The 23,457-nt window shown below is 64.9% G+C and carries 26 protein-coding genes; 6 read left to right on the forward strand and 20 right to left on the reverse strand.

Annotated features, from left to right (window positions below; translation table 11 throughout):
• Positions 1 to 21 precede the first annotated feature (21 nt).
• The 6 genes from F464_RS0119230 (at position 22) to F464_RS0119255 (ending at position 4,485) form a co-directional block, all read left to right on the forward strand.
• Positions 22 to 960, forward strand: a complete 939-nt coding sequence (locus F464_RS0119230; RefSeq protein ID WP_018991481.1) for a PLP-dependent cysteine synthase family protein — start codon at positions 22 to 24, stop codon at positions 958 to 960.
• Positions 961 to 1,006: 46 nt separating this feature from the next.
• Positions 1,007 to 1,666 (forward strand): peroxiredoxin, encoded by a 660-nt coding sequence (locus F464_RS0119235; RefSeq protein ID WP_026296153.1) that lies wholly within the window; start codon positions 1,007 to 1,009, stop codon positions 1,664 to 1,666.
• 96 nt (positions 1,667 to 1,762) lie between these two features.
• On the forward strand, positions 1,763 to 2,191 hold the full coding sequence (locus tag F464_RS0119240) for a hypothetical protein (protein WP_157353904.1): 429 nt from the start codon (positions 1,763 to 1,765) through the stop codon (positions 2,189 to 2,191).
• Positions 2,192 to 2,356: 165 nt separating this feature from the next.
• Entirely contained in the window at positions 2,357 to 2,977 is a 621-nt protein-coding gene (locus F464_RS0119245) for a LemA family protein (RefSeq protein ID WP_018991484.1), read from the forward strand.
• A 43-nt stretch (positions 2,978 to 3,020) separates the two neighbouring features.
• Positions 3,021 to 3,914, forward strand: a complete 894-nt coding sequence (locus tag F464_RS0119250; RefSeq protein ID WP_018991485.1) for a TPM domain-containing protein — start codon at positions 3,021 to 3,023, stop codon at positions 3,912 to 3,914.
• Positions 3,915 to 3,945: 31 nt separating this feature from the next.
• On the forward strand, positions 3,946 to 4,485 hold the full coding sequence (locus tag F464_RS0119255) for a TPM domain-containing protein (protein WP_018991486.1): 540 nt from the start codon (positions 3,946 to 3,948) through the stop codon (positions 4,483 to 4,485).
• A 34-nt stretch (positions 4,486 to 4,519) separates the two neighbouring features.
• On the opposite strand, the gene F464_RS0119260 is transcribed toward F464_RS0119255, so the two are convergent.
• The 20 genes from F464_RS0119260 to F464_RS0119355 all read right to left on the reverse strand — a co-directional run bounded on the left by F464_RS0119260 (position 4,520) and on the right by F464_RS0119355 (position 23,438).
• A complete protein-coding gene (locus F464_RS0119260; RefSeq protein WP_018991487.1) occupies positions 4,520 to 4,876 on the reverse strand; it encodes a DUF423 domain-containing protein in 357 nt (118 codons plus the stop codon).
• A gap of 160 nt (positions 4,877 to 5,036) precedes the next feature.
• Positions 5,037 to 6,395 (reverse strand): MFS transporter, encoded by a 1,359-nt coding sequence (locus tag F464_RS0119265; RefSeq protein WP_018991488.1) that lies wholly within the window; start codon positions 6,393 to 6,395, stop codon positions 5,037 to 5,039.
• A gap of 73 nt (positions 6,396 to 6,468) precedes the next feature.
• Positions 6,469 to 7,185, reverse strand: a complete 717-nt coding sequence (locus F464_RS0119270) for an ABC transporter ATP-binding protein (protein WP_018991489.1) — start codon at positions 7,183 to 7,185, stop codon at positions 6,469 to 6,471.
• Positions 7,178 to 7,939: an ABC transporter ATP-binding protein gene (locus F464_RS0119275; RefSeq protein ID WP_018991490.1), complete on the reverse strand. Its 762-nt coding sequence runs from the start codon at positions 7,937 to 7,939 to the stop codon at positions 7,178 to 7,180. The genes F464_RS0119270 and F464_RS0119275 overlap by 8 nt, the downstream gene beginning before the upstream one ends.
• Positions 7,932 to 8,909 carry a branched-chain amino acid ABC transporter permease gene (locus tag F464_RS0119280; RefSeq protein ID WP_018991491.1) on the reverse strand — a complete coding sequence of 326 codons (978 nt, stop codon included), beginning with the start codon at positions 8,907 to 8,909 and terminating at the stop codon, positions 7,932 to 7,934. Before F464_RS0119280 ends, F464_RS0119275 begins: the two co-directional genes overlap by 8 nt.
• A 2-nt stretch (positions 8,910 to 8,911) precedes the next feature.
• Positions 8,912 to 9,778, reverse strand: a complete 867-nt coding sequence (locus F464_RS0119285) for a branched-chain amino acid ABC transporter permease (protein ID WP_018991492.1) — start codon at positions 9,776 to 9,778, stop codon at positions 8,912 to 8,914.
• A 177-nt stretch (positions 9,779 to 9,955) separates the two neighbouring features.
• Entirely contained in the window at positions 9,956 to 11,143 is a 1,188-nt protein-coding gene (locus F464_RS0119290) for an ABC transporter substrate-binding protein (protein ID WP_018991493.1), read from the reverse strand.
• A gap of 61 nt (positions 11,144 to 11,204) precedes the next feature.
• Positions 11,205 to 12,806: a benzoate-CoA ligase family protein gene (locus tag F464_RS0119295; RefSeq protein ID WP_018991494.1), complete on the reverse strand. Its 1,602-nt coding sequence runs from the start codon at positions 12,804 to 12,806 to the stop codon at positions 11,205 to 11,207.
• Positions 12,807 to 12,855: 49 nt separating this feature from the next.
• Positions 12,856 to 13,602 carry an SDR family NAD(P)-dependent oxidoreductase gene (locus tag F464_RS0119300; protein WP_018991495.1) on the reverse strand — a complete coding sequence of 249 codons (747 nt, stop codon included), beginning with the start codon at positions 13,600 to 13,602 and terminating at the stop codon, positions 12,856 to 12,858.
• Positions 13,603 to 13,761: 159 nt separating this feature from the next.
• Positions 13,762 to 14,892, reverse strand: coding sequence for a 6-oxocyclohex-1-ene-1-carbonyl-CoA hydratase (gene oah, locus F464_RS0119305; protein WP_018991496.1), 1,131 nt, complete (start codon positions 14,890 to 14,892; stop codon positions 13,762 to 13,764).
• Positions 14,893 to 14,927: 35 nt separating this feature from the next.
• Positions 14,928 to 15,995, reverse strand: coding sequence for a 6-hydroxycyclohex-1-ene-1-carbonyl-CoA dehydrogenase (gene had / locus F464_RS0119310; RefSeq protein WP_018991497.1), 1,068 nt, complete (start codon positions 15,993 to 15,995; stop codon positions 14,928 to 14,930).
• A 168-nt stretch (positions 15,996 to 16,163) separates the two neighbouring features.
• Positions 16,164 to 16,943, reverse strand: a complete 780-nt coding sequence (locus F464_RS0119315) for an enoyl-CoA hydratase/isomerase family protein (protein ID WP_018991498.1) — start codon at positions 16,941 to 16,943, stop codon at positions 16,164 to 16,166.
• 47 nt (positions 16,944 to 16,990) lie between these two features.
• A complete protein-coding gene (locus F464_RS0119320) occupies positions 16,991 to 17,173 on the reverse strand; it encodes a hypothetical protein (protein ID WP_018991499.1) in 183 nt (60 codons plus the stop codon).
• 12 nt (positions 17,174 to 17,185) lie between these two features.
• The gene (locus F464_RS0119325; protein WP_232428994.1) at positions 17,186 to 19,735 is read right to left on the reverse strand and encodes an FAD-dependent oxidoreductase; all 2,550 of its coding nucleotides are present in this window, start codon (positions 19,733 to 19,735) and stop codon (positions 17,186 to 17,188) included.
• 57 nt (positions 19,736 to 19,792) lie between these two features.
• Positions 19,793 to 20,434 (reverse strand): CehA/McbA family metallohydrolase, encoded by a 642-nt coding sequence (locus F464_RS0119330; protein WP_018991501.1) that lies wholly within the window; start codon positions 20,432 to 20,434, stop codon positions 19,793 to 19,795.
• 30 nt (positions 20,435 to 20,464) lie between these two features.
• Positions 20,465 to 20,917, reverse strand: coding sequence for a GNAT family N-acetyltransferase (locus F464_RS0119335; RefSeq protein ID WP_018991502.1), 453 nt, complete (start codon positions 20,915 to 20,917; stop codon positions 20,465 to 20,467).
• A gap of 51 nt (positions 20,918 to 20,968) precedes the next feature.
• On the reverse strand, positions 20,969 to 21,268 hold the full coding sequence (locus tag F464_RS0119340; RefSeq protein WP_228217308.1) for a hypothetical protein: 300 nt from the start codon (positions 21,266 to 21,268) through the stop codon (positions 20,969 to 20,971).
• A 40-nt stretch (positions 21,269 to 21,308) separates the two neighbouring features.
• Positions 21,309 to 21,593 carry a 4Fe-4S dicluster domain-containing protein gene (locus tag F464_RS0119345; RefSeq protein WP_018991504.1) on the reverse strand — a complete coding sequence of 95 codons (285 nt, stop codon included), beginning with the start codon at positions 21,591 to 21,593 and terminating at the stop codon, positions 21,309 to 21,311.
• Positions 21,594 to 21,684: 91 nt separating this feature from the next.
• Complete coding sequence (gene bzdQ / locus F464_RS0119350) at positions 21,685 to 22,590, reverse strand: benzoyl-CoA reductase, bzd-type, subunit Q (protein WP_018991505.1); 906 nt, start codon at positions 22,588 to 22,590, stop codon at positions 21,685 to 21,687.
• Positions 22,591 to 22,628: 38 nt separating this feature from the next.
• Positions 22,629 to 23,438, reverse strand: coding sequence for an acyl-CoA dehydratase activase (locus F464_RS0119355; protein WP_026296155.1), 810 nt, complete (start codon positions 23,436 to 23,438; stop codon positions 22,629 to 22,631).
• Positions 23,439 to 23,457 lie beyond the last annotated feature (19 nt).

A 23,457-nucleotide genomic window follows, 5' to 3' on the forward strand; every position in this document is an offset into this window, starting at 1 on the left:
GTGCTGCAACGGAAAACGGTCATGGCAGCGATCCCGATCCGCGAATCCGCCCTGCTCTCCGGCGTCGGACACGTTCCGCTGGTCGAAGTCCACGCCGCCCGCGAGCTGGCGCCCGCTTGCCGTGTGTTTGCCACCCTGGAGGGTGTGAATCCCGGCGGCTCGATCAAGGACCGCCCGGTCGTGCGCATGTTGATGAAGGCCCTGCAGACCGGTCGCCTCGACGGCGGACGGCGGCTGCTCGATTCGTCGTCCGGCAATGCGGGAATCTCCTACGCCCTGTACGGCGCGGCGCTGGGCGTGTCGGTCACTCTCGTCGTGCCGGGCAATGCCAGCCGCGAACGCCTGGATCGCATCCGCGCCAGCGGCGCCGAACTGATCCTCACCGATCCGCTGGAAGGATACGACTTCGCCGTAGCCGAGGCACGCCGCCTGGCGCGCGACCATCCCGACCGCTATTGGTACTGCGACCAGTATTCGAACCCCGAGAACTGGCGCGCGCATTACGAAACCACCGGCCCCGAACTGCTGCGGGGCGTAGTCGCCCACACCGGGCGGCCGCCGGACGCATTCGTCGCGGGCATCGGCACCGGCGGCACGCTGACGGGTGTCGCGCGCCGGCTCAAGGAGGGCCGGCCGGCAACGATCGTGGTCGCGGCGATTCCCGACGAATTCCCCGGCATCGAAGGCCTCAAGCCCCTCGGCCATCCGGGCGACATGGTGCCGGCGATTCTCGACGAAGGCCTGATCGACCGTCGCGTGCCGGTGCGCATGGAAGACGCCATCCCGATGTGCCGGAAGCTGGCGAAAACGGGCTTGTTCGTCGGCCCGTCGGCCGGCGCGCTGGTGCATGTCGCCTGCCGGGTCGCCGTCGAGGATGGCTTGCGCTGCATCGCGACGGTGCTGCCCGACACCGGCGAGCGCTACGTGTCGACCGGACTCTGGTCGGGTGGAGACGGGTAACACGACAACGGGAAGCACAGGGAGCTACGAATGCATGGAGGGTGCCATGGCACTGCGATTAGGCGACGATGCACCGGATTTCACGGCGGAAACGACCCAGGGAACGATCCGGTTTCACGAGTGGATAGGGGACGGGTGGGCAATCCTGTTCTCGCATCCGAAGGATTTTACGCCCGTCTGCACAACGGAACTGGGCTATATGGCGGGGCTCAAGGAGGAATTCGACAAGCGCAACACCAAGATCATCGGCCTGAGCGTGGACAGCGTGAGCGACCATGATCGCTGGTCGAAGGATATCGAGGAGACGCAGGGGCATCGCGTCAATTACCCGCTGATCGGCGACCCCGAACTGAAAGTGGCCAAGCTCTACGACATGATCCACCCCAACGCCAGCGGCAGCGCACAGGACCGCACCGCACAGGACAACCTGACAGTGCGTTCGGTGTTCGTGGTCGGGCCGGACAAGAAGATCAAGCTGATGCTCACCTACCCCATGAGCACCGGCCGCAACTTCGATGAAGTCCTGCGCGTGCTCGACTCGATCCAGCTCACGGCCAGGTACAAGGTGGCGACGCCGGTCAACTGGAAGGCGGGCGAGGACGTGATCATCGTGCCCTCGGTTTCCGACGAGGAGGCGAAAACGCGCTTCCCGGACGGATGGAAGGCTCCCAAGCCCTACCTCCGCATCGTTCCTCAGCCCAAATAGCGGCAGTGCGCCGGGGAACGCGCGGCCGGCTCTTGCGGTCAGTCGGGAAGGTGCTCTATACATGAAATGACCCGTTTCGACCCCGAGGAGCCGATCATGCCGAGAAAAGCCACTGCTCATGAGCCCGCGCATGCGCCGCCGATCGATGCGGCACCCGATGAATCGCGTGCGACCTGGCCGTTTGCCGACGTAACGGCGGCCTGGATGGGGATGCCCTGGGTCAACCTGTGGATGCAGTCCTGGGCAACGTGGCTCGGACAGCACGACGAAGGCCATCCCCCGGCGCGCTCCTCCGGGCGCGCCCGCTCGCGGCGTCCGGAGCGGCGGCACGCGGAACTCCCGTGGGTTCCCCGGATCGAGTCGACGGTGATTCCCTTCTGCCGCTCCGAGGACGAGCCCGGGGCGGAAGCGACGAGGCTGTCGATGCGCCTGCGTGTGCCGACCTTGCCCTGGATGGGGGGCAGCAACGTGATCTCCATCGACACCGTGATGCCTCACGGGCCGGACAAGAAGCGCGACGACTGAGCGGATACACATCGCCGCCCCTCTCGCAAGGTATTCCCCGCCGCAGCCGCAACCGGCCTGCGGCGGGTTATCATTACCGCCGCATATCGGGTGTCGCCCCGGCCACAGGCCGTGCGCGACGCTCCGAGCCGCCTTGCGTAACTGACCTGATCCCGGGAGTGTGATGTGTCGAGATCCTTCCTGCGCCGCCTCGCGCCGGCCGCCATTGTTGCGGCTTCGCTGACCCTTGCCGGTTGTGGCTACAACGATTTCCAGCGCCTTGACGAGCACAGCAAGGCGGCCTGGTCCGAGGTGCTGAACCAGTATCAGCGACGTGCGGACCTAATCCCCAACCTCGTCGCGACCGTCAAGGGCGAAGCAAACTTCGAGCAGGAAACGCTCACGAGGGTGATCGAGGCACGCGCGAAAGCGACCTCGATCCAGCTCACCCCCGAAATGCTGGCCGACCCCCAGGCGATGGAACGCTTCCAGCAGGCGCAAGGCCAGTTGGGCGGCGCCCTGTCGCGCCTGCTCGCGGTGGCCGAGAACTACCCGAACCTGAAGGCCAACCAGGCCTTCCAGGATCTGCGCGTGCAGCTCGAGGGCACCGAGAACCGCATCACCGTTGCGCGCAACGGCTATATCAAGACCGTGCAGGAATACAACATCCTCGCTCGCAGCTTTCCGACGAACCTGACCGCAATGGTGTTCAGCTACGCGCCTAAGGCGGGATTCACCGTCGCGAACGAGCAGGAGATTTCGCAGCCCCCGGCGGTGGATTTCGGCGGTGGCGCAGCCAAGCGCTGAAGCCGTCCGGCCCCCTGCGCTGAAGCCGGCCGACGCCCGCCCCATGCCTGCGCTCGCATACGCCCTGCGCCTGGCAATGTGCGTCCTTGCGCTACTGCTGTGGCCGGGCGCTGCGAGCGCGCAGGAATTGATCGCGGTTCCCCAGCTCACGGCACGCGTCATCGACCAGACGGGAACCCTGTCGTCGGGCGAGCGGCAGGCGCTCGAAGACAAGCTTGCCCGATTCGAAACCGAGCGCGGCAGCCAGCTCGTCGTGCTGATCGTGCCGACGACGGCACCCGAGGACATCGCCGCCTTCGCCAATCGCGTCGCAGCGGACTGGAAAATCGGCCGGCGCGACGTCGGCGACGGACTCCTGCTGATCGTCGCGAAGAACGACCGGCGCGTGCGCATCGAGGTCGCGCGCGCGCTGGAAGGCGCAGTGCCCGACCTGGCCGCGTTCCACATCATCGACCGCGCCATCACACCCGCCTTCCGCGAAGGCCGGTTCGCCGCCGGTATCGACGAGGGGGTGGATGCGCTGATGGCACGCATCCGCGGCGAGAACCTCGCCCTGCCCGAACCCGAAACCCGCGATTCAGGCGGCTTCGCCTCGCTGCAGGAAATCGCCGTCTTCGTCATGTTCGGCGTCCCCATCGTCGGCGGCATGCTCGTCGCGGTCCTGGGCCGCAAGCTCGGTGCGCTGGCAACCGGCGGCATCTTCGGCCTCCTCGCGAAATTCCTGCTCGGCAGCCTCCTGCTGGGTCTCCTCGCCGGCGTGCTCGCCTTCATTTTCGTCCTCGTGCTCGGCACGGGCGGCGGTGGCCGGGGCGGACGAGGTGGCCCCGGCGGGCCGGTCATCTGGGGCGGCGGAGGCCGGGGCGGCTTTGGCGGAGGCGGTTTCAGCTCGGGCGGGGGCGGAAGTTTCGGCGGCGGAGGCGCGTCAGGACGATGGTAGCGAAGATCACTTCCACGACGGGGGAACGTCGATGAGCGCCCTCGCCCGCCTCGCCCGCCACCTTTGGCTGGACGCCGGCGATGCCCGACGGGCCGTCGGCCCCGACGCGCTGCAGCGTCTGGAGTCGCGCGTGCGCGACAGCGAACGCCAGCACACGGGCGAAATCTGCCTGTGCGTCGAGGCCAGCCTTCCCCTGACCTATCTGTGGCGCCACCTCAAGGGCGCTCCAATCGCCGCTGTCGTGCGCGAACGTGCCGTGACGCTGTTCGGAAAGCTGCGTGTCTGGGACACCGAACTCAACAACGGCGTCCTGATCTACCTGCAACTCGCGGAACACCGGATCGAGATCGTCGCCGACCGTGCCGTCGCACGGACCGTGAGCGACGCGGATTGGCAGCGCATGATCGCCGACGTCATGCCCGAATTTCAGGCCGGCCGCCATGAAGAGGGATTGGGACGCGCGATCGATGCCGTGAGCGCTGCCCTGCGATCCGGTTTCCCCGCGCCGGATACGGGCGACGAAGGTGCCGCGCGAGCGAACCAGCTGCCGAACCGCCCCGTCGTGCGCTGAACGGCCCCCTACTCCCTAACCTTACCCAAGCCGCCTACGCGCGCAGCGCCCGCCACGCGAGCAGCAGCCAGCCGGCGATCATCAGCGTGCCGCCGATCGGGGTGATCATCCCCAGCACGCGCCAGCCGCTCAGGGCCATCGCGTACAGGCTGCCGGAAAAGACCAGCGTACCGAGCACGAGCAGCACCGCCGCCGGGCCGATGTTCGGCAAGCGCCCGGCGCCGAGCGCGAGGAGCCCGGTGGCGTGCCACATCTGGTACTGCACGGCGGTGTGCCACCATCCGAGTTCTGCGGCGCCGAGCACATTGCGCAGCCCGTGGGCCCCGAAGGCCCCGAGGGCAACACCCAGCCCGGAGAGCAGGCAGCCCGCGATCAGAGAGAATCGATTCATGGTTTCGTGAAGCGTCGGGTTTCCCCACGGCACGCGCCGCGCGGCAGAGCGCCGGGCGATGCGAACGCACCGGGCAAGCTGAAGGCGGATAGTGTCTGCCGCCATCGTCCGTCGCGCAATGGGCGCCCGCCCTTGGTCGGGGCGGGCGTTCTCATCAGCCTTACTCGGTCACGACACCGATTTCGCCTGCAAAGGCGAGCGCTTCCTCTTCTTCCGGCGCGTGCAGCGCATTGCGCGCGATCAGCGAGACCGCGAATGCCGCAATGGCACCCGGGATCGCAAAGAACAGGAAGTTGAAATGCAGCGGCATCGCCATCGCCAGCAGCGTGCCGCCGACGATGGGCCCGAGAATCGCGCCGCTGCGGCCGACGCCCGACGCCCAGCCGATGCCGGTCGAGCGGATCGCCATCGGATAGAACTGCGCCGCATACGCGTACAGCAGGATCTGCGAACCGATGGTGGTCGCGCCGGCCAGCGCGACGAGGACGTACAGAACCGCGGTCGGGCTCTTGTAGCCGAGCAGGCTGATGGACACCGATCCGATCACGAAGAAGACCATCAGCACCGTCTTCAGGTGCAGGCGATCCGCGACGACCCCGCCGCCTACTGCGCCGAAGATCGCGCCGAGGTTCAGCACCAGCAGGAAGGACAGGCTGGAGCCGAGACCGTAGCCCGCCTGCGTCATCAGTTTCGGCAACCACGATGCCAGCGCGTAGACCATCAGCAGGCACATGAAGAAGGCCAGCCAGAACATCAGCGTGCTGAGCGCGCGGCCGTGCTGGAACAGTGCGACCAGGGGAACCTGACCGGTGTTGCCGGTCGGAAAGTCATAACGGTCGCCCGGCTGCGGAATGAACTTTTCTTCGACGCGCGACAACAGGATCGCCGCCTCCTGGTCACGTTTTGCGTGCAGCAGGAAGCCGATGGATTCAGGCAGCAGATACAGGATTGCGGGCAGCAGCAGCAGCGGCAGCCCTGCAACGAAGAACACCGAGGACCATCCATAGACCGGGATCAGGTAGATACCCAGCCCCGCCGACAGCATCCCGCCCACCGAATAGCCGCTGAACATGATCGCGACCAGCGTCGTGCGCAGCTTCTTCGGCGAATACTCGGTCATCAGGGCGACGACGTTGGGCATCACGCCCCCAATCCCCAGCCCCGCGAGAACGCGACAGACCGCGAACTCGGTGACGTCGCGCGCAAAACCATTGAGGAAGGTGAAGGTGCTGAAGAGGAGCACGCATACCGCGATCACCTTCTTGCGTCCGAAGCGGTCGGACATCGGACCGAACAGCAGTGCGCCGAACATCATGCCGAACAGCGCGTAGCTGCCGAGGGTGCCGGCCTGGATCGGCGTCAGGCCCCACTCCTTCATCAGCACCGGCAACACGACCCCGTAGATCACGAGGTCGTAGCCGTCGAAGATGATGATCAGCGCACACCAGAACAGCACTTGCCAGTGGAAGCGATTGAATTTCGCCTCGTCGATCAACTTATGTACATCGATGTTTCTCATGCCGCCGTGTCTCCTGGTATCGTTTTAATCCCGTACGGCTCCTCGCGGAGCAGCGCAGTTTGGTGATGGGCGATCAGCTCACGCCCAGATGTTTGTGCAGCAGGTCGGGGTTCGCGCGCAGCTCGGCGCTGCTCGCCTCGTGGGCCACATTGCCCTTCACGAGAATGACGTTACGGTCGGAAATCGACGTCACGGCCGCGTGGTTCTTGTCGATGACGATGGTGGCGATGCCGGTGGCACGGATCTGGCGGATGATGTACCAGATCTCCTTGGCGATCAGCGGCGCCAGCCCCTCGGTTGCCTCATCGAGGATCAGCAGGTCCGGGTTCGTCATCAGCGCGCGGCCGATCGTCAGCATCTGCTGCTCGCCGCCCGAAAGCTGGTTGCCGCCGTTGGTGAGCCGTTCGCCCAGCCGCGGGAAGGTGTCGAGCACGCGCTGGTAGGTCCAGTCGCGGCGCCCGTCCACGCCCGGCTTCGCGGCCATGATCAGGTTCTCGCGCACCGTGAGGTTCGGAAAGATGCCCCTGCCCTCGGGCACGTAGGCGATGCCCTTGCGCGCGATGAGATAGGGCCGCGCGCCGGTCATCGTCTTGCCGCGCACGGCGACGCGTCCGTGGCGCGGGCGCACGTGGCCGAGCATGCTGCGGATCAGCGTGCTCTTGCCCATGCCGTTGCGACCCATCAGGCCGACCGTCTCGCCCCGGCTGATGTGGAAATCGATGCCGTGCAGGATGTGGCTGCTGCCGTAGAACGTGTGCAGCCCTTCGGCTTCCAGGAGTACGTCACTCATCGTCCGGCTCTCCTTCACCCAGGTAGGCTTCCTGAACCGCGATGCTGTCGCGGATCTGGTCCGGCGGCCCGCTTTCGAGCACCTGCCCCGTCACCATCACGGTAATCACGTCGGCGACCGCGAACACCGCATCCATGTCGTGTTCGACGAGCAGGATGGCGTGATCGGGGGTGAGCTTCTTCAGCAGCGCCACCATCGATTGCGATTCCTCCGGGCCCATGCCGGCGAGCGGCTCGTCGAGCAGCAGCACCGAGGGCGAGGTCGCGAGCACCATCGCGATTTCCAGCTGCCGCTGCTCGCCGTGGCTCAGCGTCGCCGCGACGACATCGCGCCGCTCGGCAAGGCCGGCCTGTTCGATCGCGCGGTCGGCGGCGTCGCGCAGGTCGTCGTAAGCGACGGCTTTCGAGAAGATGCGCAGCGCCCGCGGTTTGCGCGACTGTGCGGCCAGCCGACAGTTCTCGAACACCGTGAAGCCGGGGAAAATGTTGGTGCGCTGGTAGCTGCGGCCGATCCCGGCGCGCGAACGCCTGTCCGGGCTCCAGCCCGAGATATCCTCGCCGCGGTAGAGGATCTGCCCGGCAGACGGCGGTAGGTCGCCCGACAGCAGGTTGATCAGCGTCGACTTGCCTGCGCCGTTGGGCCCCAGGACCGCGTGCAACATGCCCTTGTGCATGTCCAGCGAAACATCCTTGTTGGCGTACAGCCCCCCGAAACGGCGCGACATGCCGCGCGCCGAGAGCACGAGATCAGCCATTGCGGTTGCCTCCCCCGATCAGCAGGCCCTTGAGGCGTCGCGGCAGGCTCGAAAGGCCGCCCGGCAGCACCATCACGACAGTGACGATGACGGCCCCCATCAAAAGCTGCCAGTGCTTCGTCAGCGCGGAAAACACCTCCTGCAGCACGACGAAGGCGAAGGCGCCGATGGCGGCGCCGTTCAGCGTGCCCATGCCGCCCAGGATCACCATCAGCAGCACGTTGCCCGACTGGTGCCAGGAAAGGATTTCCGGCGTGACGAAACCGTACTGACAGGCCGACAGGAAACCCGCAAGCCCGGCGAGCCCGCCGGCGGTGACGAACCCCGCGAGCTTGTACAGGAACACGGGAAAGCCGAGGGACTGCATGCGATGCTCGTTGCTCCGGATCCCCGCCAGCGCATGCCCCAGCGGCGAGCGCAACAGCACCCGCAGGAACACGTAGGCCGCGACCAGGAAGACCAGCACGATGTAGTAGAACTGCATCGGCTCGTTGAGATCGATCAGCACCTTCTCGCCGATGCGCAGTTCCGGTTTCACGTTGAGGAAGGCGCCGTCCGAGCCGCCTCCGAGCGGCGTGTCGTGAAACACGAAATAGATCATCTGCGCGAACGCGAGCGTCACCATGATGAAATAGATCCCCTTCGTGCGCAGCACGAACAGCCCCACGACGAAGGCGACTGCCGCCCCGGTCAGGATCGCTGCCGGCAGCACGAGCCACAGGCTTCCCGGATCGTACTTGGGCGACAGCAGCACCACGCTGTAGGCCGCCACGCCGAAGAATGCCGCGTGGCCGAAGCTGACGAGACCGGTATAGCCGACCAGCAGGTCCAGGCTCATCGCAAAGATCGCCATGATCATGATCTTCGCGATGAGCTCGTTGTAGTAACCCGAACCGAATAGCGGGAACAGGGCCAGCACCAGCAGCACGAGCGGCAGGTAATTGCGGGTTTTCTTGCGCGGGAGCGGCATGGTCAGATCCTCCGGAAGATGCCTTCGGGCCGCCACAGCAGCACCGCAGCCATCAGCACATACACGGCAAGGCCGGCATAGTCGGGTGCGATGACCTTGCCGAAGGTATCGGTCAGGCCGATCAGCAGCGCAGCGACCAGCGCGCCCCACACCGACCCGACGCCGCCGATGACGACGACGACGAAGCAGATGATCAGCACCTGGTTGCCCATGCCCGGATAGACCGACGACACCGGGGCCGCGAGCATCCCTGCGAATGCGGCAAGGGTCACGCCGAGGCCGAACACGATGCGGTAGATCAGGTCGATGTTGATGCCCAGCGCCTGCACCATCTCGCGGTTCGAACTGCCCGCGCGGATCATCATCCCGAGGCGTGTGTAGCGGATCAGCCAGTACATGACGATCGCCAGCAGGATGCAGACGGCGGACATGAACAGCCGATACACCGGATAACTCAGCGTCTCGCTGAGCTGGATCGACGCCGACAGCAGTTCGGGGATCGGCACACCGTGCACGTCATCGCCGACGAGCAGGCTGCGCAGCTCTTCGAAGATCAGGATCAGGCCGTAGGTCAGCAGGACCTGGTCCAGGTGGTCGCGCTTATACAGCCTGCTGAACAGCGCCCACTCGAGCAGAAATCCGATCAGCACGCTCAGCGCGACGCCCACCAGCACTGCGACGAGGAAATTCCCCGAGAGGGCAGTGAGCGAGAACGCCATGTAGGCGCCCATCATGTAGAAACTGCCATGGGCGAGGTTGATGATGCCCATGATGCCGAAGATCAGCGTCAGTCCGCTGGCTACCAAGAACAGCAGCAGCCCGTACTGAAGCGAATTCAACAGCTGGATGAGGAAGGTCGAGACGTCCATCGCCGTATCCCTCCGGGCGCAGCGCGCGCCCGAGTGAAGGTGAAGCGGATCGGGCGTTCGCCACCAGGATGGCGAACGCCTGCCGAAGCGGTGGTGCCGCGCCGGCGGGACGTGTACTGCGCGGGGGCGCCCCTTTATGTCGCGCCCGCGCACGCCCCGCCGGGGCCGGCAACCGGGTTACATCCGGCAACCGCGTGCCGGATCGGCCAGCGCCTTCGCTGCGACCGTAATAACCTTGTTCTGCTTCGCCTCGACCTTGCGCAGATAGATGTCCTGCACCGGATTGTGCGCCTTCGACAGCGTGAAGCGCCCGCGCGGACTGTCGATCGTCGCCTTTTCCATCGCGGCGATCAGTGCCTCGCGCTTCGTGACGTCGCCCCCGACCCCGGCCAGTCCCGCCGCGAAGAGCTGTGCGGCGTCGTAGCCCTGCACGGAATACACGTCCGGCTGCATCTTGTACGCCATCGCGTAAGCTGTGCGGAAAGCCTTGTCCTTGGCGATGTCGAGCCCGTCTGCGTAATGCAGCGTGGTCAGGATGCCTTCGGCGGAATCGCCCTGTGCTTCGAGCGTGCCGTCGGTGAGGAAGCCGGAGCCATAGAGCGGGATCGTCTTCTTGAGGCCGGCCGCGTCATAGTCCTTCACGAACTTCACGGCACCACCGCCGGCGAAGAACACGAACACCGCGTCAGGCTTGAGCGCGGCGATCTCGGTGAGATAGGGCTGGAATTCGACGTTCGGGAAAGGCAGGTACATTTCCTTCACGACCTTGCCGCCCGCCTTCTCGAAGGCCTCCTTGAAGCCCGCGACCGACTGCTCGCCGAAGGAGTATTTCCAGCTCAGCGTGACGACGTTCTTGTGCTTCTTCTCGGCCATCACCTGTCCCATCGCGTAGGCGGGCTGCCACGCGGAGAAAGAGGTGCGGAAGATGTTGGGCGAGCACAGCGGGCCGGTGATCTCGTCGGCGCCGGCGTTGGGCACGATCAGCAGCGTCTTGGTCTCGCGTGCGACGCGCGTCATCGCCAGCGCAACGCCCGAATGCACGGTGCCGATCAGGACGTCGACGTTGTCGCGCTTGATCAGCTTGTTGGCGTTCTCGGGTGCCTTCGCGGCGTCCGACTCGTCATCGACCGTGAAGTACTCGATTTCGCGTCCGCCGAGCTTGCCCCCGCCCTGCTCCACGGCGAGTTTGAACCCGTTGGTGATGGCGTTTCCCAAGGAAGCGTAGGTTCCCGTGTACGGCAGCATCAGGCCGACGCGGATCTTGTTGGCGCTCTGGGCGAACAACGGTGTCCCGGGCAGGGCGAGCCCCCCCGCGATACCGGCAGTGGACAGCAGGAAACGACGGCGATTGAATCCTTGCTCCATTTCACACTCCTCCTTCGGTTAGGCCGCTTGGGCGGCTCTGGTTATGTGTGCGCTACGGGATCTACGCCCCTGAAAGCGAACGCAGCTTGAATCGCTGGATCTTGCCGGTTGCCGTCTTGGGCAACTCGTCCACGAACTCCAGCCAGCGCGGGTACTTGTACGGCGCGAGCTTGCTCTTGACGTGAAGCTTCAGCTCGTCCGCGAGATCCGCAGCGGGCATGCGTCCGGGCTTCAGCACGACGAAGGCCAGCGGCTTGATCAGTCCGTCATCGTCCGCCTTTCCGACCACCGCCGCTTCGAGCACTGCAGCATGCGTGATGAGGGCCGATTCGACCTCGATCGGGGAGACGTAGATGCCGCCGACCTTGAGCATGTCGTCGTTGCGCCCCGCGTACACGTAGTTGCCGTGCTCGTCCCGGCTGTACTTGTCGCCGCTGCGCGTCCACTGGCCGATGAAGGTCTCGCGGCTCTTCGTCCGGTTGTTCCAGTACAGCGCCGCACTGGTCGGCCCTCGCACCTGGAGTTCACCGGCCTCGCCTTTCTCGACCTCCTGCCCGTCGTCACCGATCAGACGCAGCTCGTATCCCGGCACCGGTTTGCCGCTGGTGCCGTAATGCACATCCCCTGCCCTGTTCGACAGGAAGATGTGCAGCATCTCGGTGGAACCGAGCCCGTCGAGGATCTCGACGCCGAAATGTTCGGTCCAGCGCTTTCCGACTTCGGCCGGCAGGGCCTCGCCGGCAGAGATGCAGCGGCGGATCGACAGTTCCTCGCGCCCCGGCAGCGCCGGGCTCGCCAGCATCGACGCATACAGCGTCGGCACGCCGCAGTAGATCGTCGGCTGATGCTCGCGCAGCACGCGGAAAACCGCATCCGGCGTCGGCCGCTCGGCCATCAGCACGGCGGTGGCGCCCGAGGCGAGCGGGAAGGTCAGCCCGTTGCCCAGACCGTAGGCGAAGAATAGCTTCGCCGCCGAGAAGACGACATCGTCTTCTCGGACGCCGAGGATCGGCTTCGCATACAGCTCCGAGGTCTGGATCAGGCTGGAGTGGAGGTGCACCGTTCCCTTGGGGGCGCCGGTCGAACCGGACGAATACAGCCAGAAACAGGGATCGTCGCAACAGGTCTGCGCCGTCTCGTACGGCGGGCGGGGTGATGCGATGAGTTCGGCGAACCCGAGATGGCCGCCCCGCGTGCCTGCGTCGCCACCCGAGACGACGATGTTCTTGACGAAGGGGCTCGCCTCGATCGCACTGGTGAACGCCGGCAGCAGGGCCGACGAGAGGACCAGGCCACGCGCACGGCTGTCGCGCAGCATGTAGGTGTAATCGGAAGCCGTCAGAAGGGTGTTGACGGGAATCGGCACGACCCCGGCCTTGATACAGCCGAGGAAGGCGGTGGGGAAATCGACGGTGTCAAGCAGGCACAGCAGCACCCGCTCTTCCATTCTGATGCCCATTTCGCCCAAGGCGTGCGCGAAACGATCGACGCGCTCGGCGAGTTGCGCATACGTGTAGCTTCCCGCCTGGTCGATCACCGCGGTCTTGCCGCCACGCCCGGCGCGCAGGTTGCGCTCGATCAGGTCGTGCGCCGCATTGTACTCACGCGGGATGGTGATTCGCGGAGGACTGACACTTTGATCCGCGACGCTGAGTTCTGCCATTTGCTCCTCCTCTCCTTATGGTTCTTTCTGGCGTGGCGCTGCGGATGTCTCAGTGAATCGTCATTCCGCCGTCCGCCGCCAGAATCTGTCCGGTGACATAGCTCGACGCGCCGGATGCGAAGAACACGAATACCGGAGTGATCTCCTCCGGCTCGGCCCAGCGCCCGAGCGGGATGCGGTCGAGGTACTTTTCCTTGAATCGTTCGTCCGTGCGGATCGTCTCGGTCATCGGCGTGGCCGCTCCCGGTGCGATCGCATTCGCGGTGATGCCGTAGCGCGCGAGCTCCTTCGCGGTGCTCTTGGTCATGCCGAGCACGCCGGCCTTTGCCGCGCTGTAGTTGATCTGTCCGATCGTGCCGAGCACGCCGGCCGTCGAGGTCACGTAGATGATGCGGCCGTACTGGCGTTCGATCATGCCGCCGACCACCGCCTGCAGGCAGTTGAACGCGCCCGTCAGATGCACGGACAGCACCTGGTTCCACTGTTCCGGCGTCATCTTGTTGAGCATCGCCGTGCGCGTGATGCCGGCGTTATTGACGAGGATGTCGATGCGGCCCCATTCGGCGTTGACCCTGGCTGCCATCGCCTCGACCTGCTCGCGGTTGGCGACGTCGCACGCCACGCCGATCGCCTGACCACCCGCTTCGACGATCTGAGCCGCGATCCGGTTGGCGGCGGCGAGATCCAGGTCGATGACTGCGACCTTCGCACCTTCGCGCCCATAGGCCGTGGCAACGGCCGCTCCGATGCCCTGCCCTGCTCCGGTCACGATTGCGACCCTGTCCTTCAACTGCATGCGAGTCCCCTTTAATTGCATGGCGACAGTCAAGCCGCCGGTGAACTGCAAATGCTCCCCCCGGTTGCGAAAAGGCCGGGGTGGAAGGAAAACGGCCAACGCCGCGTCCACCACCCCGGGAAGGGAGAGACCTTATGAAACTGTATGCATCGAAAGACGTCAGGCCTTCGGCTTGCCCAGCACCTGCTCGGCGAAGTTCTCGTCGAACATCGCGCCTTCGGCGATCAGCTGACGGTACTTGATGAAGTCGATGACGTCCTTGCCGGTTTGCTTCTTGCTGTCGAACGCCGTGAAGCCCAAATAGGCCTCGTGGTTCATGTTGGCGGCCAGCCAGTGACGGTTCGCGACCTTGAGCTGGTCCCAGAAGAACTTCTTCTTGCCGCGGATGCCCTCGATCGTCTTCACCAGGCAGTGCGGGAACAGGTTCGTGAACTTCCACACCAGCGCGTTGACCGCTTCGTCGAGCTTCGCGAAGTCGGTCGTGCATTGCCCGATCAGCTCCTTCGCCGCCTTGGCCTGGTCCGGGGAAACGGGTTCGCCGTACACCAGCTCGCCGTCATCGACGTAGGCGTCGGTGCGCACAAGCGGGTTACGCACCCACTGGCCATCCTTCTTCAGCACCGGCACAACCTTCGTGACCAGGTTCTTCGCCTTCATCTTGTACGCGCTCCACGGCTCGCACGAGATGCAGTTGTACATGGCATCTTCCATGTTCAGCATCCACGGCAGGAAGTCGGTCGAGCCGCCGTCCGGCGCGCTGCCGTGCTTCGGGCCGGCCTGGCCGAACACCGCCATGTCGGACGTGATCGTCAGGTCCGTCGCCATGCCGATCTCCTGGCCGCCGCCGACGCGCATGCCATTCACGCGGCAGATCACCGGCTTCTTGCAGTTCAGGATGCCGTCGACCATGGCGTTGAACAGGTCCATGTATTCGCCATACTCGTTCGGGCGCTTCGAGTAGTAGCCGGCATACTCGGCGGTGTTGCCGCCGGTGCAGAAAGCCTTGTCGCCGACCGCGGTGAACACCGCGGCGACGATCGAACGGTCGGAAGACGCGCGTTGGAAGCCCGCGATCACCGCCTTGACCATTTCGGTGGTATAGGAGTTGTACTGCGTCGGGTTGTTCAGGATGATCCAGGCGGCGTACAGCCCGGGAACCTGGTTGCCCTGCGGATCGGTAACGGGGCGCTTCTCGAAGATCACCGAAGGCGCTTCGGCGCCGAAATGCTCTTCACCGAGCAGGGCGTGATCCTTGAGTTCGTTGTCGCGGCGCAGCCAATCGAGTGCCATGAGATGTCTCCTGTGTTGTCCAGTGGTGTGCTTGATCAGAAATCGGGCGTCAGGATGACGCGCCGCTTGAGCTTGCCGTGGTGCGCCTCGTCGAACACCTGTTCGATCTGGCTCATCGGCCGCGTTTCGACGAAGGGTCCGAGCTTGATGCGGCCGTCGAGGCACATGTCACGCACGGCGGCGTAACGGTCCGGCGGGCAGCCCCAGGTGCCGATGATCTCGGCGTCGAAGGCCATCAGCTTCGAGAGCATGTAGTTCGTCTCCGCCGTGCCGTAGCCGACGATGACGAGCTTGCCGGTGAAGGACAGCAGCGACAGCGCGAGTTCCTGGCCGGGCTTGCTGCCGGTGACCTCGAAGATCTTCCAGCCGTAGTTCGACGGCAGGCCGCGCTCCTTGCAGAAGCCCTTGAAGAGCTCCTTGACGTCCTTCGCGCTCTTGTCCTTCGGGTTGATGACGAAGTCGGCACCGAAGTCCTTCATCATCGTCAGCTTTTCTTCATTGATGTCGATGCCGATGACGGCCTTCGCACCCATGCCCTTGGCGGTCTGAACCATGAAGCTGCCGACGCCGCCGGCCGCGCCGATGACGATCACCAGATCGTCCTTCTTGAGGTCCGCACGCACCGCAGCCTGGTAAGGCGTCGTCACTGCATCGGCCACCACGGCGAGGTGTTCGAGCGGCGTGCTGCCGCGGTTCTCGACCACGCACAGGTACTTCGACTGCGCGACGATGTGGCTCGAATAGCCGCCGTAGATACCCATCGAGTTGCCCGGCATCTTCTGTGACAGGCAACGGTTGCCGCGGCCGGTCTTGCACAGCTCGCATTCGCCACAGGGGATGACGGCCGGCACGATCACTTCCTTGCCGATCATCGACGCTTCGCCGCCGATCACGACGCCCGAGATCTCGTGGCCCAGCGACAGCGGGGGCTTCTGCACCGTCGGCACGCCCATGTAGTAGTAGGACAGGTCGGTATGGCACACGCCGCAGCCGGCGATTTTCACGACGACGTCGCCCGGTTGTAGCTCGGGCATCGGAACGCGGGTCTTCTGCAGTTTGCCCGGCTCGGTCATCTGCCAGGTATCGATGAATTCAGGAATCACGCTTCGTCTCCCATTGATTTCGCATCTTCAAACATCATTTCAGGTGCGGCCCGACGGTTTGCTCTGCAGCAGCCCCCGTCGAGGCGTGTTTCGTGCCGAGGCGTCCGCTTGCGCCAACGAGGCGCGGAACATGCCTCGGCGGGGGCAGGCCATCGGCACGAAAGTCCGTCAGCTATTCCGCCAAACCGGTTTCCGCTTTTCCAGGAAGGCAGCCAGCCCTTCCTTCGCGTCGTCGGTGTGCATCAATTCGTTCAGGTAGATGTTCTCGGCCGTATCGAGCGCCGCGCCAAAGGGCTTGTCCGCCACCGCGCGGATCGTCTTGCGCGTGCTGGCCAGTGCGGCACGGCTCAGCGTCAGGAACGGAGCGACGAAGCCCTGCACGTCCGCCGCAAACGACTCCTTCGCGAACACCCGGTTCACCAGCCCGATCGCCTTCGCCTCGTCGGCGCCGATGTTCTCGCCGCCCAGCAGCAGCTCCAGCGCGCGGGCCGGCGGCACGAGGCGCGGCAGCAGCACCGCGGCGATCGGCGGAAACACCGCCAACTTGATCTCGGGCTGGCCGAACTTGGCGTTGGATGCCGCGACCAGCATGTCGCACGCGATCGCCACTTCCATGCCGCCGCCCAGTGCGACGCCATTCACCGCGGCCAGCGTCGGAATCGGCAACTGCTGCATGCGGCGGAAGATGCCATGGAAGACCTCGATCATGCGGTCCACCTTGTCCGGCGTGTGATCAGCGACCTCGACGCCGGCAGAGAAAGCCTTCTCGCCCGCGCCGGTGATCATCAGCAGCTTGACGCTGTTGTCCGCAAGGCACTGGTCGAGTGCAACGTTCATCTCCTCCATCGTCGGGATGTCGAGGACGTTGAACGGCGGGCGGTTGATCGTCAGTGTTGCGAGGCCGTCGGCCACGCCGTAGGTGATGAACTGGAATTGCGCACTACTCATGTCGTGTCTCCCCTCGTTCTCGTTCGCTCAGTGCGTTTTCAGTTACTTCAGTTCTCGTTCTTCATCTGCAGCCGGTACGGGCACACCGCATCGCAGTCCGCACAGCACACCTCACCGTCGCAGCGGATGTGCCACAGGTCCGCGCCGCAGTTCGTGCACCGGCACTTGGCCTCGGGCTTGATGGCCGGGCGGACTTCCTCCGCCGACCAGAAATCGATGACCTGTCCCATGGCGACCTCCGGTCAGAACAAATCGTCGAGTTCGTCCGACCCGCCACCCGGCATCTTTCCGAACTGCTGCAGATAGGCCTGGATCATCTGGCTCTCGCGTGAGGTGAAGAGCGCCGCTTCCTCGAACACAAAGTTCGTTGCGTCGCCACCGCGCTCGAACTGTTCCATCAGTCCTTCGCGCAGGTTTTCCACTCCCTTGATCATCAGCACGTTCTTCTCCGCATCGAGGAGCTGGAACACCCCCGATTCGGTCGGCACCGAAGCGATCGTCGCCTCGTCGAACTTCAGCGAGGACTCCGGCGGCAGCACCGCGTCGGCGATCTTCGGCGCGAGGTTGCACTTGAAGCAGCGCGCGGCCTCGGCGCGTGCCGTCGCATCGTCGAAACCCAGCTCGACCTCGTCCCAGCCGGTGCGCTGCTCGGGCGCCAGCATGATCGGGTGGAACTTGCGGATCTTGTTGAAGCCTTCCTTGCGGCCGATGTAGGGGCTGGTCTCCCAGCCGTCGCGCAGCAGCACTTCGGAGATGTCGCCGTCGCCACCGAGCACGACGTCCATCGCAGAGGCCGCCACACGGCCTTGCGCAACCGACTCGATCAGGGTCGAAGGTCCGAGCACGCAGTCGCCACCGGCATAGACCTTGGGCCGGCTCGTCAGCATCGAATCCTCGCGCACCGTGATACGGCCCTTGCGGTCGGTCTCGACGCCGAAACCTTCGAAGCGGTTCGGGAACTGTCCGATCGCGGCGATCACCAGATCCACGCCTTCGACGACTTCCTCGCCGGTCTCGACCGGCTTGCGGCGGCCCGACGCATCGGCCTCGCCAAGCGCCATCTTCGCGTAGGTGATCTGCAGCCGGAAGCCGTTGGTGCCCGGCTCGATCTTCTTGGGCGCGAGCAGGTAGCGGATATTCACGCCCTCCTCCACGCAGCCCTCGAATTCCTCCAGACGCGCCGGCATTTCCTCGCGGGTGCGGCGATACACCATGTCCACATCGGCACCGAAGCGGCGCGATGAACGCGCGTTGTCGGTCGCGACGTTGCCGCCGCCGATCACCGCCACCTTCTTGCCGGTCTGGATGCCCTCGGGCGTATTCACGAGGCCCATCGTCACGGCTTTCAGGTAGGTCGGGCTGTCGACCACGCCCGGCAGGTCATCGCCCGGGATACCGAGCCTGTCGCCGCCCTGCGCGCCGATACCGACAAACACCGCACCGTAGCCGTCACTGAACAGCGTATCGACGCTTTCCACTTTGGCGCCGTAGCGGAACTCGACGCCGAGAGCAGAAACTTCCGCGACCTCGTTGTCGATCACTTCGGCCGGCACGCGGTACGACGGGATGCCGTAACGCGCCATGCCGCCCGCGGCAGGCTGCGCGTCGAAGATGGTCACGCCGTGCCCCTGCTTGGCAAGGTAGTACGCCACCGTCAGGCCGGCAGGGCCAGCGCCGATCACCGCGGCCTTCTTGCCGGTCGCCGGCAGCTTTTTCGCATGCTCGCGCCAGATCCCGGTGTCGTTGTCCGCGGCGATGCGCTTCAGGTTGCGAATCGACAGCGGGTCGTCGAGATCCTTGCGGCGGCAGGCCGATTCGCACATCGCAAAACAGGCGCGGCCGAGGATGCCCGGGAACGGGAGCTTCTCGCGAACGACCGCGATCGCCTCGCCGTACTTCCCTTCGGCGGCGAGCTGCACATAGCGCGGCACGTCGATGCCGGCCGGACAGGCGTTCTTGCACGGCACCATCGACTCCTCGCGCTTGGCGGGGTCGAGCGTGCGGTCCATCAGCGCGCCGGTCGGGCACACGGTCACACAGGCTTGGCAGAAGGTACAGCCGGATTCGATCAGCGTCGGCGCGATCGTGCCGACGTAGGTGCGCTTGCCCTGCGGCGTCTCGACTTCCTTCACCTCGAGACAGCCCACGCCGCGCACGTCATTACAGGCGACGAGGCAACGGCGGCAGTCGATGCACAGGTTGTAGTCGCGGTCGAAGAAGGGCTCGTCGAGCACGACCGGCAACTGCGCGGGCTTGTAGGGAGGCGTCGTGTTCGGGATGCCGATGTAGTCGGAAATCTTGCGCAGCTCACAGGACGAGAAGATCGTGCAGCAGCGCGTCTCCTGCGGGTTGCCGTAGGAGCACTGCGAGCGCGAACAGCCGTCGCGCTGCGGACAGGTGAGGCAGACGTGGGGATGCGGGCCGAGGACCTTCGCGAGGCTGGCCTGGCGCACTTCCTGGATCGCTGCCGACTGGGTCGTCACGACCATGCCGGCTGTGACGGTGGTCGAACAGGCCTTGACGACACCATCAACGCCGTCGATCTCGACCATACACAGGTTACAGCCGCCTTCGCCCGCGCCGCGCTGGCCAGCGGGAGGAAGATCGGGGTGTGCGCACAGCGCCGGAATGTAGAGGCCCGCGGCAGTCGCCGCATTCAGGACCGACGCGCCGGCAGGCGCCTCGACCTCGACGCCGTCGATGCTCAGCTTCACCGGCGCGCCGAACTCGGCCATCCCGGCCGGCTTGCTCGCCTTCCACCACCTGATTTCCGATGTCTGTACGGCTTCCATGTCTCTCTCGTCCTCTATTCTGCTCCGGGCTTAGCGTGTGCCCGTTCCTAACCGCTCTCAAGCAGCCTGCGCGAGTTGCGCGTAACCCGGGTAGTAGCTCCCCTGGCAGGCGCCCGCCCGCACGGCCGCAATGAAACTCGCCATGTCGGTCACGGGCTGCGAGAACTTCGTCGCGCACCGCCCGACGGCAATTGTCTTGTGGCAATCGCTGCCGCCCAGCGCTGGCAGGGCCATGTGGCGAGCGGCACTGATTGCCAGATCGTTGTCGCTGTCGAGGTTGCCGCCGTTGTGCGTTTCCACGGCGGCGATGTCCCTGATGTCCAGCAGCCCGTGCAGCAGGCTCGCAACCCCGACCTCGCGGAAGGGGTGGGCCGGCACGCAGATTCCGCCGATGCTGTTGATGTGCTGGATGACCTCGTTGATCGGGAGGTAGTTGTCGCGCCCCCAGATGTTCCAGCCGTCATCCTGCATACCGTACGCCAGCATGTGTCCCCGGTCGGTTGCGATCTCCACCCCGCGCAGCACCAGGAAGCCCTCGTCGCGCCCCACCTGCTCGACAGGCAGCGACGCTTCGTACGAGTAATGCTCGGTGATGCACACTCCGTCGAGTCCCAGCTCCTTGGCACGGCGGATCAGATCCACCGGCTCGAGCCAGTTGTCGTAGGAATACTTGGTATGGCAATGGCAATCGATCCACATCGGACGGACTCCGTGCGCCGGCCTGGCCGCTCAGGAAACGGTGTACTCGAGGTTGATGCGCTTGGACGGCGAGAAACGCTGACGGGAGAAGAATTTCTCCAGCGCGAAGTCGTCCCAGTTCACCAGCGTATAGACCTTCTTCACGCCCGCTGCCTTCATGTTCATCATGAACTGGTCGAGCAGCTCGCTCGCCACGCCGCGGTTCTGGAAGCGCGGATCGACGCCGATGGTGTCGATCGTCGCGGTCGACTCGGGAATGCCGAACTCGCCGAAATACACGTCGCCCATCACGAAACCGGCGATCTTGCCGTCGATCTCGCACACGAGGGAGGAGTTGATGTTGTGCTGCGGGTTCAGAACCCCTTCCAGCTTCCGCTCGTAGTACTCGCGACGGTTCTGCTTGGAGCCTGCCGCGTCGATCTCGACGATCGCATTCAGGTCTTCCTTCTTCAGCACCCGCATCACACGCTTCTGGTCAGACATTTACCTATCTCCTTTGGTTGGCAGTTCCGCGTCCGTTCGCGTCACCGCCTCTCAGAACAGTTCGTCTTCCTGCTGGGGCTTCGTCGAGCGGCGCGTGTACACCGTGCCGATGACCTTCCCCATTTCCTGGTCGGTGTCGAGGCAAGTCGTGCAGCCGTCGCCTTCGGTCTGGTAGCTCTCGACGTGCACCTCGAAGCCCATGCCCCGGTACGCTTCGGCGATTTCCGACAGCCGCGGCTCGCCGATCGTCGTCAGGCGCTTCCAGCCTTCCCGCAACAGGCGCTCCTCGACGTCCTCTTCACGCGACGCAGCGCCGGCCAGCTTGATCGGGATCGTCTTCTTCGTGCTCATCTTGGAACCCTCTGTCATCGCCGGGAACATGGCCTACTCCTTACCAGGAATGCTTGATCGCGCCCGGCGTACAGGCGGTGGTACAGGGCAGGCTGGTGTAGCCGCCCGCGGGCTTGCAGCCGGCGCAGTCGTAGGCCAGAGCGCGCGTGCATTCCTTCTTCACCCACGCCACCTCGTCGTCGTAGTCGTCGGTGATGATTTCGAACATGTGCTTGGGGCACGCGGTCAGGCAGGCCCGATCCGCGGCACAGCCGATGCACTTGTCCGTGTCGATGCTGATGTAATACTCGCCGGAACCGTCCTTGTAACCGTAGTTCGCGATCATGTTCGTCCTCCTGGATTCGTTTGCGCCGCAACCCGCCGGAGCCCGCCGTGCGTCGGGCGAGTTCCGGCGAAAGTCGTGGTTCTCGCGCCTGTTACTTGGCGGCCTGCTTCTGCATCAGCGTGTAGCCGAACAGCGCAGCGCCCAGCGCGCCGGCGATCTGGCTGTCGATCTTGGTCTCGAGCTGCTTGATTCCCAGCAGCCGCTCGATCCGCTTCACGACGCCCGGGTTCTTCGCGATACCGCCGGTGATGAAGAAGCCCTCTTCCACGCCGATCCGCTCGAGCAGGCTCACGACGCGCTCGGCCATCGCCTGGCAGTACGCCGCGATCACCATGTTCTTCGTGTAGCCGGCCTTGAGCAGGCCCAGCGCTTCGGACTTCGCGAACACCACGCAGATCGACGACACGGCTTCCGGTTCGGTTTCGACGTCGAACGAACGCGGGCCCAGCTCGGCGATGGGGATCTGCATCAGGTCGGAGATGACTTCCATGCCGCGGCCGGTACCGGCTGCGCACTTGTCGTTCATCAGGAAGTTGGTGACCTTGCCCTTCTCGTCGCAGTGGATGGCCTTGCAGTCCTGACCGCCCATGTCGAGGATGGTGCGCACCTTGTTGCCGCCCATGTAGTTCGCGCCGCGAGCGTGGCACGCGATCTCGGTGATCGCCTTGTGGGCGAAGGGCACGTTCACCCGGCCGTAGCCGGTGCCGACGACATAGTTGATGTCCTCGAGCTTCATGCCGATCTTGTCCATGATGCCCTGCAGCGCATTCTTGGCCGAGTCCGGCGAGTTGTTGCCGGTGCGCATGCTGTTGTAACCGAACAGCTCACCGTCACAGACCAGCACCGCCTGCGAGGACACCGAACCGACGTCGATACCGCAGGTGATGATCTTGGCGTCCTTCCAGTTCTTCGACTCGTCGAACCAGGTATTTTCCTGCCAGCGCCAGAATTCCTTCTTCTCGGGGGCGGCGGTGGCGGCAGCAACTTCTGCATTCATTTGATCGCTCCTTAATCCGTATCTGTTCGCGTGTCGGTTCAGTGCACTCGCTCGGCTGCAATCAGCGCGCAACCCAGGGCGCTGACGAACTCGGGCAGTTCGGGCAGGAGAACCTCATCGACGTCCATCGCGGTCTTCAGCGACTGGACGAAACCGGGGTTGTGGCCCATGCCACCGATCAGCACGACGTTGCCTTCGATGCCGACGCGACGAACCATCGCGCAGACGCGGCTCGCCACCGCATCCAGCACCGCCTTGGCGATGTCTTCCTTCGGCGTCGAGGAGTGGATCAGCGACACCACTTCCGACTCCGCGAACACCGTGCATTGCGCGTTCATCGGGATGCTCTTGTCCGACTTCAGGCTCGCCTCGCCGAACTCCTTGAGCGAGAGCTGCAGCGCGCGGCTCATCGCCTCGGCGAAGGAACCGGCACCGGCGGCGCACTTCTCGTTGCCCGCGAAGTCGATCGCCTTGCCGTCCGGATCGGTCTTGATGCCGCGGCCTTCCTCGGCACCGACGTCCACCACCGTGCGGGCCTGCGGATACATGAACACCGCACCACGCGCCCCGGCGGTCATCTCGGTGACGCCTTCGGTCGCGAAGGCCACCTGGCCACGGCCGGCGCCGGTTGCGAAGATCGACTTCACCTGGTCACGCGTCACGCCAGCCTCGGCGAGCGCCGTGTCGAATGCCTTCTCGGCAGCCTGATCGGCGTCGAGGTCACCCGGCATCATCAGATGAGCCTTCTTGACCGCGAAGCTCGGCTCCTTGGCACCTTCAATCTTGATTTGTTCCAGCAGCACCACCTTGACGCTGCGGGAGCCCATATCGATTCCAGCGGTAATCATTCTCGTCTCCTCTTGGCTC

Origin of the sequence: Aromatoleum toluclasticum ATCC 700605, from assembly GCF_000378245.1 — a bacterium.
GTDB lineage: Bacteria > Pseudomonadota > Gammaproteobacteria > Burkholderiales > Rhodocyclaceae > Aromatoleum > Aromatoleum toluclasticum.

Bases quoted from the DNA above. Each gene is read 5' to 3' on its own strand.
- F464_RS0119230 (WP_018991481.1), top strand. From the start codon at position 22: ATGGCAGCGATCCCGATCCGCGAATCCGCCCTGCTCTCCGGCGTCGGA.
- F464_RS0119235 (WP_026296153.1), top strand. From the start codon at position 1,007: ATGGCACTGCGATTAGGCGACGATGCACCGGATTTCACGGCGGAAACG.
- F464_RS0119240 (WP_157353904.1), top strand. From the start codon at position 1,763: ATGCCGAGAAAAGCCACTGCTCATGAGCCCGCGCATGCGCCGCCGATC.
- F464_RS0119250 (WP_018991485.1), top strand. From the start codon at position 3,021: ATGCCTGCGCTCGCATACGCCCTGCGCCTGGCAATGTGCGTCCTTGCG.
- F464_RS0119255 (WP_018991486.1), top strand. From the start codon at position 3,946: ATGAGCGCCCTCGCCCGCCTCGCCCGCCACCTTTGGCTGGACGCCGGC.
- F464_RS0119260 (WP_018991487.1), bottom strand. From the start codon at position 4,876: ATGAATCGATTCTCTCTGATCGCGGGCTGCCTGCTCTCCGGGCTGGGT.
- F464_RS0119265 (WP_018991488.1), bottom strand. From the start codon at position 6,395: ATGAGAAACATCGATGTACATAAGTTGATCGACGAGGCGAAATTCAAT.
- F464_RS0119270 (WP_018991489.1), bottom strand. From the start codon at position 7,185: ATGAGTGACGTACTCCTGGAAGCCGAAGGGCTGCACACGTTCTACGGC.
- F464_RS0119275 (WP_018991490.1), bottom strand. From the start codon at position 7,939: ATGGCTGATCTCGTGCTCTCGGCGCGCGGCATGTCGCGCCGTTTCGGG.
- F464_RS0119280 (WP_018991491.1), bottom strand. From the start codon at position 8,909: ATGCCGCTCCCGCGCAAGAAAACCCGCAATTACCTGCCGCTCGTGCTG.
- F464_RS0119285 (WP_018991492.1), bottom strand. From the start codon at position 9,778: ATGGACGTCTCGACCTTCCTCATCCAGCTGTTGAATTCGCTTCAGTAC.
- F464_RS0119290 (WP_018991493.1), bottom strand. From the start codon at position 11,143: ATGGAGCAAGGATTCAATCGCCGTCGTTTCCTGCTGTCCACTGCCGGT.
- F464_RS0119295 (WP_018991494.1), bottom strand. From the start codon at position 12,806: ATGGCAGAACTCAGCGTCGCGGATCAAAGTGTCAGTCCTCCGCGAATC.
- F464_RS0119300 (WP_018991495.1), bottom strand. From the start codon at position 13,602: ATGCAGTTGAAGGACAGGGTCGCAATCGTGACCGGAGCAGGGCAGGGC.
- oah (WP_018991496.1), bottom strand. From the start codon at position 14,892: ATGGCACTCGATTGGCTGCGCCGCGACAACGAACTCAAGGATCACGCC.
- F464_RS0119315 (WP_018991498.1), bottom strand. From the start codon at position 16,943: ATGAGTAGTGCGCAATTCCAGTTCATCACCTACGGCGTGGCCGACGGC.
- F464_RS0119320 (WP_018991499.1), bottom strand. From the start codon at position 17,173: ATGGGACAGGTCATCGATTTCTGGTCGGCGGAGGAAGTCCGCCCGGCC.
- F464_RS0119325 (WP_232428994.1), bottom strand. From the start codon at position 19,735: ATGGAAGCCGTACAGACATCGGAAATCAGGTGGTGGAAGGCGAGCAAG.
- F464_RS0119330 (WP_018991501.1), bottom strand. From the start codon at position 20,434: ATGTGGATCGATTGCCATTGCCATACCAAGTATTCCTACGACAACTGG.
- F464_RS0119335 (WP_018991502.1), bottom strand. From the start codon at position 20,917: ATGTCTGACCAGAAGCGTGTGATGCGGGTGCTGAAGAAGGAAGACCTG.
- F464_RS0119340 (WP_228217308.1), bottom strand. From the start codon at position 21,268: ATGAGCACGAAGAAGACGATCCCGATCAAGCTGGCCGGCGCTGCGTCG.
- F464_RS0119345 (WP_018991504.1), bottom strand. From the start codon at position 21,593: ATGATCGCGAACTACGGTTACAAGGACGGTTCCGGCGAGTATTACATC.
- bzdQ (WP_018991505.1), bottom strand. From the start codon at position 22,590: ATGAATGCAGAAGTTGCTGCCGCCACCGCCGCCCCCGAGAAGAAGGAA.
- F464_RS0119355 (WP_026296155.1), bottom strand. From the start codon at position 23,438: ATGATTACCGCTGGAATCGATATGGGCTCCCGCAGCGTCAAGGTGGTG.